15 protein-coding genes and 1 tRNA gene are annotated in these 14,561 nt (G+C 60.2%); 13 read left to right on the forward strand and 3 right to left on the reverse strand.

Translation table 11 applies throughout. The features are described 5' to 3' along the window. Positions 1-379: 379 nt before the first annotated feature. Genes B9A97_RS18330 through B9A97_RS18350 form a run of 5 tightly spaced genes read left to right on the forward strand, consistent with a single transcriptional unit; the run spans position 380 to position 5,084 of the window. Positions 380-2,857 carry a tape measure protein gene (locus tag B9A97_RS18330; RefSeq protein ID WP_084366862.1) on the forward strand — a complete coding sequence of 826 codons (2,478 nt, stop codon included), beginning with the start codon at positions 380-382 and terminating at the stop codon, positions 2,855-2,857. Further along, entirely contained in the window at positions 2,857-3,333 is a 477-nt protein-coding gene (locus tag B9A97_RS18335) for a phage tail protein (protein WP_084366864.1), read from the forward strand. The genes B9A97_RS18330 and B9A97_RS18335 overlap by 1 nt, the downstream gene beginning before the upstream one ends. Next, complete coding sequence (locus B9A97_RS18340) at positions 3,330-3,602, forward strand: tail protein X (RefSeq protein ID WP_084366866.1); 273 nt, start codon at positions 3,330-3,332, stop codon at positions 3,600-3,602. Before B9A97_RS18335 ends, B9A97_RS18340 begins: the two co-directional genes overlap by 4 nt. Then, positions 3,602-4,600 carry a phage late control D family protein gene (locus tag B9A97_RS18345; RefSeq protein WP_084366868.1) on the forward strand — a complete coding sequence of 333 codons (999 nt, stop codon included), beginning with the start codon at positions 3,602-3,604 and terminating at the stop codon, positions 4,598-4,600. Before B9A97_RS18340 ends, B9A97_RS18345 begins: the two co-directional genes overlap by 1 nt. Continuing rightward, positions 4,581-5,084: a hypothetical protein gene (locus B9A97_RS18350; protein WP_179145332.1), complete on the forward strand. Its 504-nt coding sequence runs from the start codon at positions 4,581-4,583 to the stop codon at positions 5,082-5,084. Before B9A97_RS18345 ends, B9A97_RS18350 begins: the two co-directional genes overlap by 20 nt. A gap of 6 nt (positions 5,085-5,090) precedes the next feature. Here the strand turns inward: B9A97_RS18350 and B9A97_RS18355 are convergent, their stop codons facing one another. Then, positions 5,091-6,404: an AlbA family DNA-binding domain-containing protein gene (locus B9A97_RS18355; RefSeq protein ID WP_179145333.1), complete on the reverse strand. Its 1,314-nt coding sequence runs from the start codon at positions 6,402-6,404 to the stop codon at positions 5,091-5,093. 53 nt (positions 6,405-6,457) lie between these two features. Between B9A97_RS18355 and B9A97_RS18360 the strand changes: the two genes are divergently transcribed. From B9A97_RS18360 to B9A97_RS18390, 7 genes are all read left to right on the forward strand, one after another. Then, positions 6,458-6,937 (forward strand): GPW/gp25 family protein, encoded by a 480-nt coding sequence (locus B9A97_RS18360; RefSeq protein WP_244564281.1) that lies wholly within the window; start codon positions 6,458-6,460, stop codon positions 6,935-6,937. Continuing rightward, the gene (locus B9A97_RS18365; RefSeq protein ID WP_084366872.1) at positions 6,930-8,063 is read left to right on the forward strand and encodes a baseplate J/gp47 family protein; all 1,134 of its coding nucleotides are present in this window, start codon (positions 6,930-6,932) and stop codon (positions 8,061-8,063) included. Before B9A97_RS18360 ends, B9A97_RS18365 begins: the two co-directional genes overlap by 8 nt. After that, positions 8,056-8,718 (forward strand): phage tail protein I, encoded by a 663-nt coding sequence (locus B9A97_RS18370; RefSeq protein WP_084366874.1) that lies wholly within the window; start codon positions 8,056-8,058, stop codon positions 8,716-8,718. Before B9A97_RS18365 ends, B9A97_RS18370 begins: the two co-directional genes overlap by 8 nt. A gap of 2 nt (positions 8,719-8,720) precedes the next feature. Beyond that, complete coding sequence (locus B9A97_RS18375) at positions 8,721-10,190, forward strand: phage tail-collar fiber domain-containing protein (protein WP_084366876.1); 1,470 nt, start codon at positions 8,721-8,723, stop codon at positions 10,188-10,190. Positions 10,191-10,192: 2 nt separating this feature from the next. Next, a complete protein-coding gene (locus B9A97_RS18380; protein WP_084366878.1) occupies positions 10,193-10,747 on the forward strand; it encodes a hypothetical protein in 555 nt (184 codons plus the stop codon). A gap of 164 nt (positions 10,748-10,911) precedes the next feature. Beyond that, complete coding sequence (locus tag B9A97_RS18385) at positions 10,912-11,712, forward strand: DNA adenine methylase (protein WP_084366880.1); 801 nt, start codon at positions 10,912-10,914, stop codon at positions 11,710-11,712. Between the two features lie 158 nt (positions 11,713-11,870). After that, positions 11,871-12,089 (forward strand): hypothetical protein, encoded by a 219-nt coding sequence (locus B9A97_RS18390; protein ID WP_084366882.1) that lies wholly within the window; start codon positions 11,871-11,873, stop codon positions 12,087-12,089. 267 nt (positions 12,090-12,356) lie between these two features. Here B9A97_RS18390 and B9A97_RS18395 read toward each other — a convergent pair whose 3' ends face one another. Continuing rightward, positions 12,357-12,794 (reverse strand): hypothetical protein, encoded by a 438-nt coding sequence (locus tag B9A97_RS18395; protein ID WP_084366883.1) that lies wholly within the window; start codon positions 12,792-12,794, stop codon positions 12,357-12,359. 819 nt (positions 12,795-13,613) lie between these two features. Beyond that, positions 13,614-13,690 (reverse strand) — tRNA-Arg (locus tag B9A97_RS18400). Between the two features lie 396 nt (positions 13,691-14,086). Between B9A97_RS18400 and B9A97_RS18405 the strand changes: the two genes are divergently transcribed. Beyond that, positions 14,087-14,560 (forward strand): MarR family winged helix-turn-helix transcriptional regulator, encoded by a 474-nt coding sequence (locus B9A97_RS18405; RefSeq protein WP_244564282.1) that lies wholly within the window; start codon positions 14,087-14,089, stop codon positions 14,558-14,560. Position 14,561: the final 1 nt, after the last annotated feature.

Here is a 14,561-nt window from a genome sequence, read left to right on the forward strand (position 1 = left end):
GATCCGCAAGAATGTCATTTCCAGCGGGAGCGCCTGGACCGGAGGCAGGCTTTTCAGGGGATTTATTGCCGGGTCAAACATGTTTGACCACTGTCCAAGCTCCGCCAGCGACCACCATCTGCCCGCCACCCAGCCAGGTCAGTCCCTGCCGGATTGTTTCATCAGCGAGAAAATCCAGAAACGTGTCGGCCATGTCGTCGTCTCAACTTTTGATCTTCGAGAAACTCATTAAAGATTGAATTTTGGCCCTATGCAATCGCCTGGCCCGACCATTTTTCGGCAAGCCGCACAAGCCCAGCTAAGCCGGACCTCAGGTCCGCTCTTCCCCCTCTACACGCGCGCGTAACCTCCGCTCCACCACCGAGCCGGAGCTGCGCGCATGAAGTTCATGATGATATTCGAGGGGGTCGATCGGGCCACCAAGGTCATGAACAAGATCATGGCGGCCGAGAAGAAGGCGGCGGCCTCGGTGAAGGCTGGCGCCAAGGCTTCCGAACAATCCAACAGCATGGCTGCGCGTGCGGCCGAGAAGATGGCGGCGGCCTATGCCAGGGTGTCCACGGGAGCGCGAACGGCGTTTAATGCCGTCGTGTCCGGTGCCCAGGCGGCGGCCCGCGCGACTGCTGATCTGCACCGCAAGACGATTGCGCTCGGCAAAGTCGGCCTCAGCCAGATCGGCGATGGCGCCGGAAAGGTGTTTCGCGGGCTGGCGCTTGCGGCCGGTGTCGCGGCGGCGGCCGTGGGCGGTGCCACGCTTGCTGCCCATCAACTGCTCGGCACGGCCACCGCCTTCGAAAGCTACAATATCCAGCTCGAAACGCTTGAAGGCTCCAGCGCCAAGGGCAAGGCGGCGATGGACTGGATCACCGAGTTTGCGGTGAAGACGCCGCTGGAGCTTGATCAGGTCGTCGAAAGCTATCGCAACCTCAAGACATTCGGGCTTGATCCCACCAATGGCACGCTCCAGGCGCTTGTCGATACCATGGCTGCCTCCGGCAAGGGTGTCGAGCAGCTTGATGGCCTGACCCTGGCCCTGGGGCAGGCCTGGACGAAGCAGAAGCTTCAGGGCGAAGAGGCGCTTCAGCTTCTGGAGCGCGGCGTTCCCGTCTGGGACATCCTCTCGCAGAAATACAAGAAGAACGCCGCTGAGCTTCAGGAAATGGCCTCCAAGGGCAAGCTCGGCCGGGAGGCGATCCAGTACCTGATCGAGGAAATCGGCCGGCGCAATGCCGGCGCATCCGACAAGATGGCGCGCACCTGGACCGGGATGATCTCCAATCTCTCGGATGCTTGGAGCCAGTTTGCGCTATCGATCATGAATGCCGGCCTGTTCGACTGGATGAAGGGCAGGCTGCAGACGGTTCTCGACTTCGTCAACCAGATGAAGGCGGATGGCTCGCTGGATGAATGGGCGCAGGGGATTGCCTCGCGCATCATCTTCGTCCTGGAGAATGCCTGGAACTTCGCCTGGGGTGTCTGGTCCATCCTGCAGAAGCTCGGCGGTTACCTGTCGATCGCGGCTGACTATGTTGGTGGCTGGGAATACCTCGCCGCCGTGCTGGCCGGGATCGCCTTTGCCCCGGCGCTGATCTCCACGGCAGCCGGCATCGTTCAGATTGCCACGGGATTGACCATGCTCACGGCGGCGCTGATGGCCAATCCGATCGTGCTGATCATCGGTGCCATCGCGCTTGGGGCGGCCGCGATCTACATGAACTGGGCGCCCATCAAGGCATTCTTCATCGACCTCTGGAACGGCATTGCCACGGCCGCCAGCGACGCCTGGAACACGGTCAAGACCAGCACCAGCCAAGCCTGGGAAGGTGTCAAGTCTGCGGTTGGGAATGCCGTCTCGGCTATTTCGGCCTTGGTCACGGCCGCATGGGAACAGGTCAAGACCATGTTCGCCTGGCATCCGGCCGTCATCATCATCCAGAACTGGGGCGCTATCGAGGGGGCGGCGGCCGAGGCTGTCGCCAAAGTCTTCGCGGCTGTTGAAGCCGTCTGGAACCGGCTTAAAACCCTGTTTGACTGGTCGCCGATCGAGGCCATCAAGGCGGCATGGGCTGGCATATCCGACACCATTGGCGGCTTTATCGACGATGCGGCAGCGCGCGCCGGTGCGGCTTGGGACAAGGTCAAATCCATCTTCTCTTTCGGGAATGAGGAAAGCGCGCCGGCAGCACCTGCCATGCCCGATCCTGTTGTCATAAAGGCCGAGGTGGACGAGGCGCTGGCAAAGCTGACCGCGCTCGATGCCGCCGCCCAGAAGATCATGCCATCGGTCTCGGATGCGGTGCGCCAGGCGCAGGCCTTCCTGGCTTCGGTTTCGTTCTATGACCAGGGCGCGGCCTTGATGGAAACCATGGCGGCCGGCATGCGCGCCAGGGCGGCGGTCGTCATCCAAGAAATCCAGCGCATGACGCAGCAGGTGCGCGATCACCTGCCGTCATCGCCCGCCAAGGTCGGTCCGCTCTCGGATATCCATCGCCTTAAGTTCGGCGAGACCATTGCCAGCTCGATCCGGTCGGGGCCGATGGTGAAAGCCATGCGCGCGGCCTCGGCCGCCACCCTTGCCGCCGCGTCGATCGGCGCGCCGCAGGTGGCGGCGGCAAGCACCTCCGCCGATGCGGCCCGCGCCCAGATCGCCGGCGCAACTTCGGCCGGATCGGGACCCTCGGGTGGCGGTGGCGGTGTTTCCCTCAACTTCAATCCGACCATCACTATCCCGGCAAGCGCTGGCGGCAGTCCTGCTGACATCAAGGCCGCGATCCAGCAGGCCCTCCGCGAAAGCGGGCGGGAGCTTGCCGAGATCCTGACCGAGGAGATGCGGCGCCAGGGACGAAAGGAGTTCTGATGATCTATCTGCTCGGCAGTATCCCGTTAGGAATTGATCCGCTGACTGGCCCGGTCGCCCATGACTTCAGCTATGCCAACACGTTCGTGCAGCACGCCACCACGCGCGGCAAGCCGGCGCTGCAGGAGATCGGCCAGGAGCTTGATGTAAGGAATATCTCCTTCTTCTTCTCCGAGGAGTTCTGCTCGCCGGCCACTGAGCTGGCAAAGCTGGAACTCGCCTTCGATCTGAAGACGCCCATGCCGCTTGTGCTCGGCAATGGAGCCTTCAGGGGCAAGCGCTATGTGGTCGAGACGCTTTCCGGCGCGATCATCAAGACCAACAGGAGCGGCGAAGCCGTCCGAGTGGAAGCGACCATCGGCCTGCTGGAAGATCCGCTTCCGGGCGGCCTGTTCTCGCTGATCACCTCGATTGCCAAGTCCCGTGCGCCGGCACTCTCCAGCAGCTCGTCCAACAATCCCCAGGTGCGCCGATGAGCGTGGTGTTGACGGGCGAATATTTCGAGCACGTGACGATGGCTGGCGATCGCTGGGACCTGCTCGCTTACCGCTACTATGGCGACCAACACAAACAGACCGTGCTGCTGGAGGCCAACCGTAACCTGATCCTGGATGATCTCTCGGTTCCGCCGCTCGTGCTGCCGCGCGGCCTCACGCTCAAAATCCCCGTTATCCAGGAGCAGGCAAACAACACCGATCTCCTGCCGCCCTGGAAGCGCACCAATCCCAGCTATGGAGCGAGTTGATGGTGGCAAAACCCTATTTCCGGCTGATCTATCAGGACGTCGATATTTCCTCGGAGCTTGATCCGATGACCACGTCGGTGACTTATACCGACCAGGCCCATGGCAAAGCCGATGAGATCGATGTGACCGTCCAGGACAAGGACGGGCGCTGGAAAGGCGAATGGAAGCCCGAACCCGGCGACACGATGGAACTGACCATCTTTGACGGTCTCGGCGGGGAGCTGCCCTGCGGCATCTTCGAACTGGACGAACCCGATGCATCAGGCGATCGGGGCGGTGACACCATGACCATCCGGGGCCTGGCCGCGCCGATCTCCAAGCCGCTGCGCACCGAAAAGACCCGCGCATTCGAGAAACAGAGCCTTCGCCCGATCGTGACGAAAGTGGCGACCGAGGCCGGCCTGTCGGTCGAGGGCGATATCGAGAACCAGACCTTTGAACGTGTAACCCAGCGCAAGGAACGGGATCTCGAATTCCTGACGCGGCTTGCTGAGGACACCGGGCATTATTTTAGCGTTCGGGGCACCCGTGCGGTGTTCACCTCGTTCAAGTCGGTGGATGGCAGGGCGGCGGCGCTAACGGTCTCGCATCAGCAGCTCGGCACGGAACTTCTGACCTACCGCCTCAAACAGCAGACCTCCGATACCTATTCCAAAGCCAAGGTGACGGCTCTGTACGAGAACAGCAAGGACATGATCGAGGCGGAAGAGGAAGACCCTGACGTGAAGACCGGCGATACCTTGCGGATCTCGGGTGAGCGGGTCGAGAATGCCGCCCAGGCAAAGGCGCTGGCCAAAAGCCGGCTGCACTACAAGAACCGCAAATCCACCTCGGGCTCGATTTCCATGGTCGGCACTGTGCGCCTGGTCGCCGGCATCACCGTCGATATGGTGGATTTCGGGAAGTATTCCGGCAAGCTGCTGGTGGATCGCTCCACCCATTCCCTATCGCGCGGCGGCTACACAACGGGAGCTGATCTTGTCAAAGCGAAGCAGTAACGAGTTCCGCCAGAACGCCACAAACCGGCGCGGCATTGTCATCGATCGCGATCCCAAGAAGATGAAGATCAAGGTGCGGTTCGAGGACGAGGACGATGTCGTCACCCACTGGATCGACGTCACAGGGCCATCATCCAACGGCGTAAAATTCTTCTCGATGCCGGGCCTGGAGGATGAAGTCTGGTGCGCGATGGATGCCAAGGGCGAGGCCGGCTGTCTGCTCGGCTCACGCTACAATGAAAAGGACGCGCCGCCGCATCAGACGAATGAGGATATTGCTGTTCAGTTTCCCGGTGGGTTCATTCACCTCAACACTGGCTCGGGCGCCATTGCCATAAAGACGCCGGGGAGCGTAGCGATCGAGGCGGGTGGGGATATCGACCTGAAGAGCGGCCGGCTGCTGCACAATGGCAAGAATGTCGGGCATGACCACAAGCATGGGGGTGTGGTCGAGGGCGCCGCAAACACAGCTATCCCTGTATAGTGATCTTTATGACTTTCTCATCAAGTCACCTAACTCCCTCCGAATTACATCAACGGGAACGGTGCTGAAATCAAACTGTTCGAAAAGTGGATAAAGGAACTCCGCCAAAACTTCTGCTAGATTGTTCTCGATTTCGGAGGCCTTTACCTTAGCCGCTAGCTGCATTGTTTCACTACGACACGTGCCGCGACGTACGGCGTATCGTCTGCCAAAAATGGACTCTAGTTTCCGCCCCTTTAGTCCTGTGTAGTTGCCCCGGACCACTATCTCTGGATCCCCTTCGTATGTTCTTGCGACCCTGCCGACATAAAGAAAAGTTTCCCCCACTCGCCAAATCGGCATCGTGCCATCAAAGACGGTTCCAGGCTCAGCTTTGGGGGTGAAGTCTTCTTCGTGCCCTCTGATTTCGTACAGAAGTCCTACGGGATCGACGCGCCAGTAGTCGGCATGATGAGATGAGATGGAATGTCCGTCTCTCTCGTATCCAATCCACGCTTCGATAGCGCCGGCTACTGGAACAGGACCAACCGGAGGACGACCAATATCAACAAAGGGACCCCAGCCGGTTAGCTGAATCCTGTCAGCCTCTTGAAGGCGTCCTCTCATTTCCCTCAGAGTACTTTTTGCCACATCTACAATTTGGAATGCCAACTCATAGTGGCCATGCGGCAACCGGCGCCCATCGTTTGCCGGCAAGTCAGCTAGCAGTGTTTGCCAGCGTTCAAATGAATTTTTCGCGAATTCTTCCAAGTCCTTATTTGCAATATCGGGCCTTTCTGTCTGGCCCTGCAAAATGACGCGAATTGAATCTAGCAAGCTTTCGCGATTTGCCTGGACGCAACGGCTCAGTAGCGTGCGCCATTCCTCAGCAGTTGTTGGCTGTTCACTTCGGGGACCCGCCTTACGGACGTAGCAGCGATGCTGTTCGAGTACTCTTTCCTCCAATCGCGTACTCATCACCGGCACGGTAGAGGGTGGCACCTTGATGAATGCATGTTCCACTCCGCTTTCTGGATGGATTTCAAAACCTAAATCATAGTGCATTTTTGGATCGGCATAGAAATTGATGGAAGCGTTTACGGCGTCGGTTGTGTAGCGAGGAATGTCGTTGGGGCGTGGAAGCGATTGTAATTTTTCTTCACCTTCCCCTCGCATCCCCAGAACGATCGTTCCCCCGCCATGGTTTGCTAGAGCAATTGCTGCTTTTGCGAGTGTGGCCTTGCCTTTTTTTGCGCTTAAGTCGAGCCAGCTCTTGTACTCGTTCGACAGAGTTTCATTCGGGTATAATAATAATGCCAAAAGATCCTGCTGCTGCGCCACCGCTTGCTCCTCATCCTGATTCCCGCTATCCCTACACCTATCGATAGCAGACCGTGCTGATCTCACGCCATGACCGGACCCGACGTCCGGTCATTTTCGTTTGTGCTGGCCGCTACCTTGTCGGCATGATCGACAAGGACAAAATCACCCATGGCCATTGGTCGCTGAAGGTCGGCCGCGCCGACCCGGAAACGGGTGTGGCCGCCGATACCTATGGCGACGTGGTGACGGCGATCGATGATCTCAGCCAATCCATCACCAATATCGTGCTGACGCCGAAGGGCTCGGTTCCGACCGAGCCCGAGAAGGGCTGCGACGTGCTCGGTGCGATCGACAAACATCCCTCGATTGGCATTCCGTACCTGACGCGGGAGATCTGGGACGCCATCACGCTGTGGGAACCGCGCGTGACGGTCGAACAGGTCGAGGTGGTGACCATTGCCTTCTCGCACTTCCGGACGCGGGTGTTCTGGAAGCCGGTGCAGTCGGTGTTGGATGATATCCAGGTGACGGAGATCGTCTACAATGGCTGATCCCGTCAAGCGCACCATCGAGCAGCTTCGCGCGGCCGGCGCGCCAGAGTTCTTCGAGCGCGATCCTTCCGTGCTGAAGGCGCAGTTCAAGGCGAAGTTTGAAGCCGTGTCGGGCCGCACGCTCTATCCGGCGCAAACCGAGATGTTCCTTATCGAGGTCGCGGCCTATGCGCTTTCGCTCCTGAACGAGGCAGCTCAAAACGGCGTGCTGCAGAATACCGTCGTGTTTGCCGAAGGGCCGCATCTGGAGAACCGCGCGGCCAATGTCTCGACCTTCAAGTTGCTGGCGCAACCGGCCGTCACGACGCTGGAGTTTCGGCTGTCGGCGGTGCGGCTGATCGATACCGTGATCCCGAGGGGGACGCGGGTGGGCGCCGGGAACGTGGTGACTTTTGCCACGGATACCGATCTCGTCATTCCCTCCGGCATGCTGGCCGCTTCCGTAACCGCAACGGCCGAGGCGGCGGGTGCGACCTGGAACGGTCTGAGCATCGGCGCGGTTTCCGACATTCTCGATCCCGTCGCTTTCGTCACGTCGGCCGCCAATACGTCTGTGGTGTCCGGTGGAACTGACATCGAGGACCCCGAGCGCTTCCGCCTTCGTGCCGCCAATGCGCTGTTCACCATCGCCAAGGCTGGACCGAAGAACGGCTATCGGGAGCATGTGAAGGCGGTCAACCCTGAGATTGTCGATGTCGAGGTGATCCGGCCGGAGCCGGGCTACATCGACATTTACCCGCTGATGAAGACGGGTCTGCCGTCGGCCGAGCTGAAGGCTGATATCCTTGATTATCTCGATCCGGAGACGCTCCGGCCAATGGGCGATCACGTCACGATCCATGATCCCGAACCCGTTAGCTTCGACATGGTTCTAACGGTCAGGGTGCGCGAGGCGGCGGCCGGGCAGCAGGCCCTGTTCGAGGAGACGGCGACGCTCGCCTTCTTTCCCTGGACACAGGAACTCGGGGCGAAGGTTGCGCCCTCCGTCATCACCACGGCGGTGAAGGCTCTGCCGCGCGTGGTGGATGCCGCGCTTGCTGGCTTTGTCTTCACCGATCTCGAACGCCACCAGTTCGCCACCTTGGGCACACTGACCGTCAACATCGTGGTGGTGGCCGATGACTGAGCCCTTGATCCCTCTCACTCTGGTGCCGCCAGGGGTCAACGACCAGCGCGACCGGGATTTTGTCGCGGCACTGTCCGAGACCCTTTCCACCTTCCGGCCCTCGGCGCTGGTCATTCAAGACCCAATGACCGCGCCGGCCGAGCTGCTGCCGATCATGGTGATCGAGGCGGGCCTGTCCGACTTCGTGTCGGCCGACATGCGCGAGGATCTGTTGCGGGCGATGATCGCGGCCGCGCCCGAGATCCACGCCATGAGCGGCCTGATCGCCGGCACCCGCCGCGCCTTGGCAGCGCTCAACATCTCGGTGCGCTGGACGCAGTGGTGGGAGGAGACACCCAAGGCCCATCACGACACCCATAAGGTCGTGCTGTTCCTCAACGACACCATCATTCAAGGCCGCGCGCCGCTTGATCTCGCCAACCAGCGCGCCGCCGCCCGCGTGATTGCCGCCACCAAGCGCTGGAGCCAGGACATCGCGGTGCAGTACGGCGTGAAAGGCGATGCAACTGTTCATGCCGGCGTTGCAGTTCGGCGCGGCCGCAAGGTTCGCATCAACGCACCGCAGCTCGGCGACGAGACCTTCCCCGTCATCTCCTACATCGGCACGGCCACGCGGCATCTGCGCGGCGTGCGGATCAACGCGCAGGTTTCCTGACCATGGCTCAAGCTTATTTTTCGCTCGTCACGACGGCAGGCCGCAACAAGCTCGCGGCAAGTGCTGCCGGTGGTCCCGCCGTCGTCATCACTCATTTTGCCATCGGTGACGGCAATGGTGCCGACACCAATCCCACCGCCGCCTCCACCGCCCTGGTGCGGGAGGTTTGGCGGACCCCGGTCGAAAGCGTGGTCGTCGATCCCGACAATCCCTCGGCCGTGCTGGTGACGGCGATCATCCCAACCACGGCTGGCGGATGGTGGATGCGCGAATTCGGCGTGTTCGACAGCGCCGGGACGATGATCGCGGTGGCGCGGCCCGTTAGCCAATACAAGCCGACGGCGTTGGAAGGTCAACTCGAAGACATCCGCTACGAGTTCCAGATCATCGTTGGCGAAACCGCCAATGTGACACTGCTGGTCGATCCCTCCGTTCTGTTCGCCAGCCGTGACTGGGTAATGGCGCGCAAGATCCCGGTGGCTCAGATGATGCGCACGCCCTGGCTGCCGGCTATCTCGACGACAGTAACCGCACCTCCGGGCGCGCCCGCGATCGGCGATACCTATCTCGTGCCGGCTGGCGCAACCGGCGCCTGGGCCGCCAATGTGGGCAAGCTCGCCGAATGGACCGGCTCGGCCTGGTCCTTTCTCACCCCACCCGATGGACACGGCATCAGTCTTCCCGATGGACGCGTGTTCGAGCGGATCGGCGGTGCCTATGTCGAGAAGATCGCGCTCGATGCCCAGAGCGGTAAATGGAGCTATGCGGTCGCGGGCGGCACGGCCAATGCACTGACGGCAACGCTCGCGCCTGTGCCCACATCCTGGGCCACACTGGCCGGGGCGCCGGTGCGGTTGCGGATCGCCACGCCGAACACCTCTGAAGACGTGACGCTCAACGTCAATGGTCTTGGTGCCAAGCCGATCCGTGCCAGCGACGGCAGTAAGCCCCGGCCCGGAGACCTGCTCGGCATCGTCGAGTTTGCCTACGACCCCGTCAATGATTGGGTGCAGATGCTCAGCCTGTCGCGATCGGCGGTCATCAATCTGCAACGGTCGCAGTTTGTCGCCAATCGCGGCGCATCCAGCCAATTGACCGGCACCGGCATCTACACCCGGATCGTGAACTACGGCGACTTGGTCAACAAGCTAGTCGACAGCACCTTCGCATCTGGCGTGCTGACGATCGGCGCAAAAGACGCCGGGTTATGGTCCTTGTCGGCCGGGTGCGCTCAATCCGTAAGCGGGTCTACTTCTGGTCACGCACAACGGATAACTGTCAACGGAGTCAACATTGGCTCATCGGGCGGCTCTGTTGCGTCGACCGGGGCAATCAGCCACTCCTGTGTGTCCCGTACTGTCAACCTTGTGCAAGGGGATCAGGTGGACACCCGTCTCATCCAAACCACGAGCGGCGACTTGACGTTTAACGACTATTATTTCTTCGCCGGTCTCAGATTGGGAGCATCTTAATCATGTCGAAACTCACCGTCGCATCCGCCGCAGACGCATCCGTTGTAGCTGCACTTTTGCCAGAAGACGCAGCCTTTGCCATCCCTCTCGAACAAGGTGGTTTTGAAATCGAGGTGGGCGAACAACACGCCGCCGCACTCGCTAGCATCGGCGCGGACATGAGCGCTGCCCGTTTGCAATATGTTGCGATCTTCAAAGCAGACCTGAAGCGGGATATCGACGCGACGGCAGAAACCGAACGCCTGAAATACATCACGCCGGGTGCTGGCCAGGCGATGACCTATCAGGCCAAGGCCTCCGAAGCTCGCCTTTATCTCGCCGACCCGTCGCCCGATCCGCAGGACTATCCGCTGCTTGCCGCCGAGGTCGGCATCACGGCCGAGGATATGAGCGGCGTGGCCACCGCCGTGCTGGCAGCCGAACGGCAATGGCATCTCGTCGGCGCCGCGATCGAAGCCGTAAGGCTGGGCGCCAAGGAGGCGATCAGTGTGGCGACAACCAAGGCCGAGGCCGACGCTGTGTTTGCGGCAATCACCTGGCCAGCGGCCGCATCATGATGGAGGTCCGCAAACCGCAACAATAGCGCCAGGTGCCGGGGGAAATCCCCCGAAAACGGGCCTGAGATTGGCGTCCGGACCCGTCCGACAGCAACTTGCGATAACTGTCACACCCGCCCTCTTGCGAGGTGCTAGCGGTCTGACTGATTCGTCGGAACTTTTGAATGGATAATCTTCAACCGGTCTCTCCGGTTAACCCCGCCGCTCCCTACATCGGCGGAAAGCGCGTGCTGGCCAAAACGATCATTCCCATGATCAACGCCACGCCCCATGACGGCTATGCCGAGGCCTTCGTCGGTATGGGCGGCGTGTTCCTGCGCCGGCCGTTCCAGCCGCGTATGGAAGCGATCAACGACATCAGTGGCGATGTCGCCAATCTCTTCCGCATCCTCCAGCGGCACTATCCGCAGCTGATGGATGTCCTGCGCTTCCAGGTCACCAGCCGAAGGGAATATGACCGTCTGCTCAAGACCGATCCGAATACGCTCACCGATCTCGAAAGAGCCGCCCGCTTTATCTACATGCAAAAGCTCGCCTTTGGCGGCAAGGTCAGCGGTCGCAACTTCGGCGTCGACAAGAGCGGCGGCGCCCGCTTCAATCTCTATCGGATCGCGCCGCAGCTTGAAGACATCCATGAGCGGCTGGCGGGTGTCGTCATCGAGCAGCTTTCCTGGCGCTCCTTCATCGAGCGCTACGATCGCAAGGGCATGCTGTTTTATCTGGATCCGCCCTATTGGGGCAACGAGACCGACTACGGCAAGGACGTGTTCAGCCGCGAGCAGTTCGCCGAGATGGCCGATGTTTTGGCCGGGATCCAGGGCCGGTTCATCCTGTCGCTCAATGCGGTCCAGGGCGTCTACGACACGTTCAAGCGCTTTGCCATCACCGAGGTGGATTGCAGCTATTCCATCAGCGGCGGCAAGGGCAAGGCCGTGCGCGAGGTCATCATATCGGGCGGTGCGTAGCCGTTTCTAACGGCCAGCAATGGCGTTGCTGAGATCGGCCAGGCGCGCCGCGTTCGAGCGAAACCAATTCGCCGGTGCTGAGAAGAAGCACTCGGATTGCTCGGCTTCCGCGCCCACCGGAGCGATGGTGTGGTCATTAACAACAGGAGACCAAACACATGAGCGAAAGCAAGAACCAGGCATTCACCGGCATATTCAAGGTCATGCAGACCGATGCCATGGAAGTGATGGACCGGATCGACATGGCGGCCGTAGATATGGCCGAGGGGCGCCGAAACGGTGCCATCGGCGCGCTATCAGGGGTGGACGAGATGCTGGAGCGGTTGGCGGCCATGGTCACGGCAGTCAGGGCTATGAACCGGGTGATGCCGCAGTAGAACGAACTTGGGGGCCAGCGATGACGCGGCCCCTGACGTTCAGACGGGTTGGTTTGTCAGGTGGCGGCACCGAAGTGGAGCTGTGGTAGGCTCCCGGTCTCAACCAAACAGTCCCGGATCCGGCATCGACCGCAACCGGCCCATTGCGGTCATCACGGGCCAAAGGGATAAGGGCAGCTTCGCGCTGATACAAGGACGAATTCGGGTTTATGCTTGCCCCGAAAACCTGCCATCAGGCGCGAATCCGTTGGTTGCCGATCGCATCGATTATTTGAACATGTCCGGTGTGTAGGTGCCGTCGCTTTCGATCTCTTTGGAGCGAAGCTGCAGCCAATAGAGGTATTGGTGGATCGATGTCGTCTGCTCGTCGCCATTGCCCGAAAAGAAGCTGTACTTCTCCGCTTCTCCGCTCTGAATGAGATCAGTGATATAGCTGATCCTTCCGGGGATCTGGTCGTCCTGCAGCTGGGCAACGTTTGTGAGCGTCCAACTATTGGCCTGGGTGACTTCACCAGCCTCAGGCCGTTGGGCCCTTTCTGCCTGCAGTTCTGCGGCTACCCGCGCGGCGTTTGTCTTGCGGCTATTTAGTTCCGCCTTCATCTCGTCCGTTAACGGTTTGGCTAGGCCGGACGGAAGTTTTTTCCATTGAACGTTCGCGTATAGCTCCCGGTCAATAAGATTCGTAATCGCGGTCGGAATAGTCATGCTGATGATCCTGATGGTCGCAAAGCAACCAAATAATCCTGTGGTTGCCTTGCGCGGAGCGTTCTCAACCGATTAAGGAGCCAGACATTTGGGATCCGTCTTCGAATACGAATACTTCGACTGTGTCATACCCCGCATATCAATCCTGGAGGGTCACATTTGCATTTGCATAAGTCATCCACCGTCTAAGTCCCGTTCGGACGAGAGGACGAGTGCGATGTCGCCTTCGGGCCGAACTCGGACAGCAGCGCCCCATGTTGGACGTCCCCTTTCGTCGTTCGGCACTCCATCATAGGACAGTCCGCACACGGCCCCTTCCAGCCTGCACCCTCGAAGTAGTCCATGTCTCCTATTGGCGCAAAGCTGCCGTTAGAACATCGAGGGACTGTTCTCGATCGGACCGATGTCTGTTGTTTGAGGTCGCTTTGGGAAGGCGGAACATCTCTGCCTAGAAGCCGTTGCATGCCGACCCAAGCTTCCGCTGCAAAACTATCTGCCAAAGCTCATGCACGCCTGTGCCAAAGGCAGCGCGTCGCCACAGTCCGCAAAATTTTCTGTCCAGAAGGTCGTGCACGAGTGTCCAGAAGGTCGCGCCGCGCCACAGTGGAGCTGCCGCTCTCGTTTTCGATGCACTTCTCTCGAGCCACGCAGCGGCTGCAGCAGATCAATGCGAACCACCCGACGACTGGCCACAAAATGCCTTATCGGAGTACGGTTATTGATTTGATTGGGTTATTTTGAACTCGGTGTACGCTGATGCCATGCTCAGTGCACGTTGTTGCCAAGCCGGTGTACGCTGTTGCCAAGCGTTACATTAATTGGCGCACCCGGCAGGATTCGAACCTGCGACCTTTGGAATCGGAATCCAACACTCTATCCAGCTGAGCTACGGGTGCTCTCAATCGACGCAACATTGTGGCGCCGGTGAGGTGGTTCATAGCGCAGACCGGGGCGGGCATCAATGCGGAAAATGCATCATTTTCCACGTGGGGCGATAAAGGCCGAATGGCTGTTTGGCGGTCCTTGCGTTGGTGCTCTTGTTGCTGCGTGGCGCGGTGCATGTTTACAGGCGGGCGATGGCTCGATGTCGGCGCAACCGGGGCGGTTTTCCCGGGACTGTCGCGCGTCATGGACCTCCGACTCTTCACCGCCGTATTTGTTTTGTACCATAAAAGTTGTCGAAACTGCTGATTGTTGGCTTGCCTAACGGAGGCCCTGCTATAGGTCTTATTCAGTTCTGATTAAAATCCAGGTGGCGGCGCCCGACAGGGTCTTTGCGTGGGAGAGATGGATTGGCAAGGCGAATGCTCAAGGACGAGATATGCGAGACCGTCGGATCCGAGATCGATTTTTCGGTGATGGCGGATGCGGTTGGCTATGCCTTGCGGCGCGCGCAGCTCTATGTCTACCAGGATTTCATCGAAACCTTTGCAGCTGAGGGCATCCGGCCGCCTGACTTCGCAGTGCTGATGGTGCTGTCGCGCAACCCAGGCCTCAAGCAAAGCGAAGTGGCCGAGGCGCTTGGCATTCAGCGGGCCAATTTCGTCGCCATCATCGATGGGCTTGAGGGCCGCAAGCTTGCCGAGCGGCGCAAGTCCGAGACGGACCGGCGGGTGCAGTGCCTGTTCATCACAAAGGCCGGTCTTGCCTATTTGGACGAGTTGAAGCCGATCTGGAAGAGCCACGAGGACCGGGTGGTGGCGCGGCTGGGCGGGCCTCAGGCGCGCGATCAACTGGTGCAGTTGCTCGGTCGGCTCTACGACTGAC

Origin of the sequence: Rhizobium sp. RU36D (genome assembly GCF_900176345.1) — a bacterium.
Taxonomy (GTDB): domain Bacteria; phylum Pseudomonadota; class Alphaproteobacteria; order Rhizobiales; family Rhizobiaceae; genus Allorhizobium.

Excerpts from the sequence above, each read along its gene's own strand:
- B9A97_RS18330 (WP_084366862.1), top strand. The coding sequence starts at position 380 with ATGAAGTTCATGATGATATTCGAGGGGGTCGATCGGGCCACCAAGGTC.
- B9A97_RS18335 (WP_084366864.1), top strand. The coding sequence starts at position 2,857 with ATGATCTATCTGCTCGGCAGTATCCCGTTAGGAATTGATCCGCTGACT.
- B9A97_RS18340 (WP_084366866.1), top strand. The coding sequence starts at position 3,330 with ATGAGCGTGGTGTTGACGGGCGAATATTTCGAGCACGTGACGATGGCT.
- B9A97_RS18345 (WP_084366868.1), top strand. The coding sequence starts at position 3,602 with ATGGTGGCAAAACCCTATTTCCGGCTGATCTATCAGGACGTCGATATT.
- B9A97_RS18365 (WP_084366872.1), top strand. The coding sequence starts at position 6,930 with ATGGCTGATCCCGTCAAGCGCACCATCGAGCAGCTTCGCGCGGCCGGC.
- B9A97_RS18370 (WP_084366874.1), top strand. The coding sequence starts at position 8,056 with ATGACTGAGCCCTTGATCCCTCTCACTCTGGTGCCGCCAGGGGTCAAC.
- B9A97_RS18375 (WP_084366876.1), top strand. The coding sequence starts at position 8,721 with ATGGCTCAAGCTTATTTTTCGCTCGTCACGACGGCAGGCCGCAACAAG.
- B9A97_RS18380 (WP_084366878.1), top strand. The coding sequence starts at position 10,193 with ATGTCGAAACTCACCGTCGCATCCGCCGCAGACGCATCCGTTGTAGCT.
- B9A97_RS18385 (WP_084366880.1), top strand. The coding sequence starts at position 10,912 with ATGGATAATCTTCAACCGGTCTCTCCGGTTAACCCCGCCGCTCCCTAC.
- B9A97_RS18390 (WP_084366882.1), top strand. The coding sequence starts at position 11,871 with ATGAGCGAAAGCAAGAACCAGGCATTCACCGGCATATTCAAGGTCATG.
- B9A97_RS18395 (WP_084366883.1), bottom strand. The coding sequence starts at position 12,794 with ATGACTATTCCGACCGCGATTACGAATCTTATTGACCGGGAGCTATAC.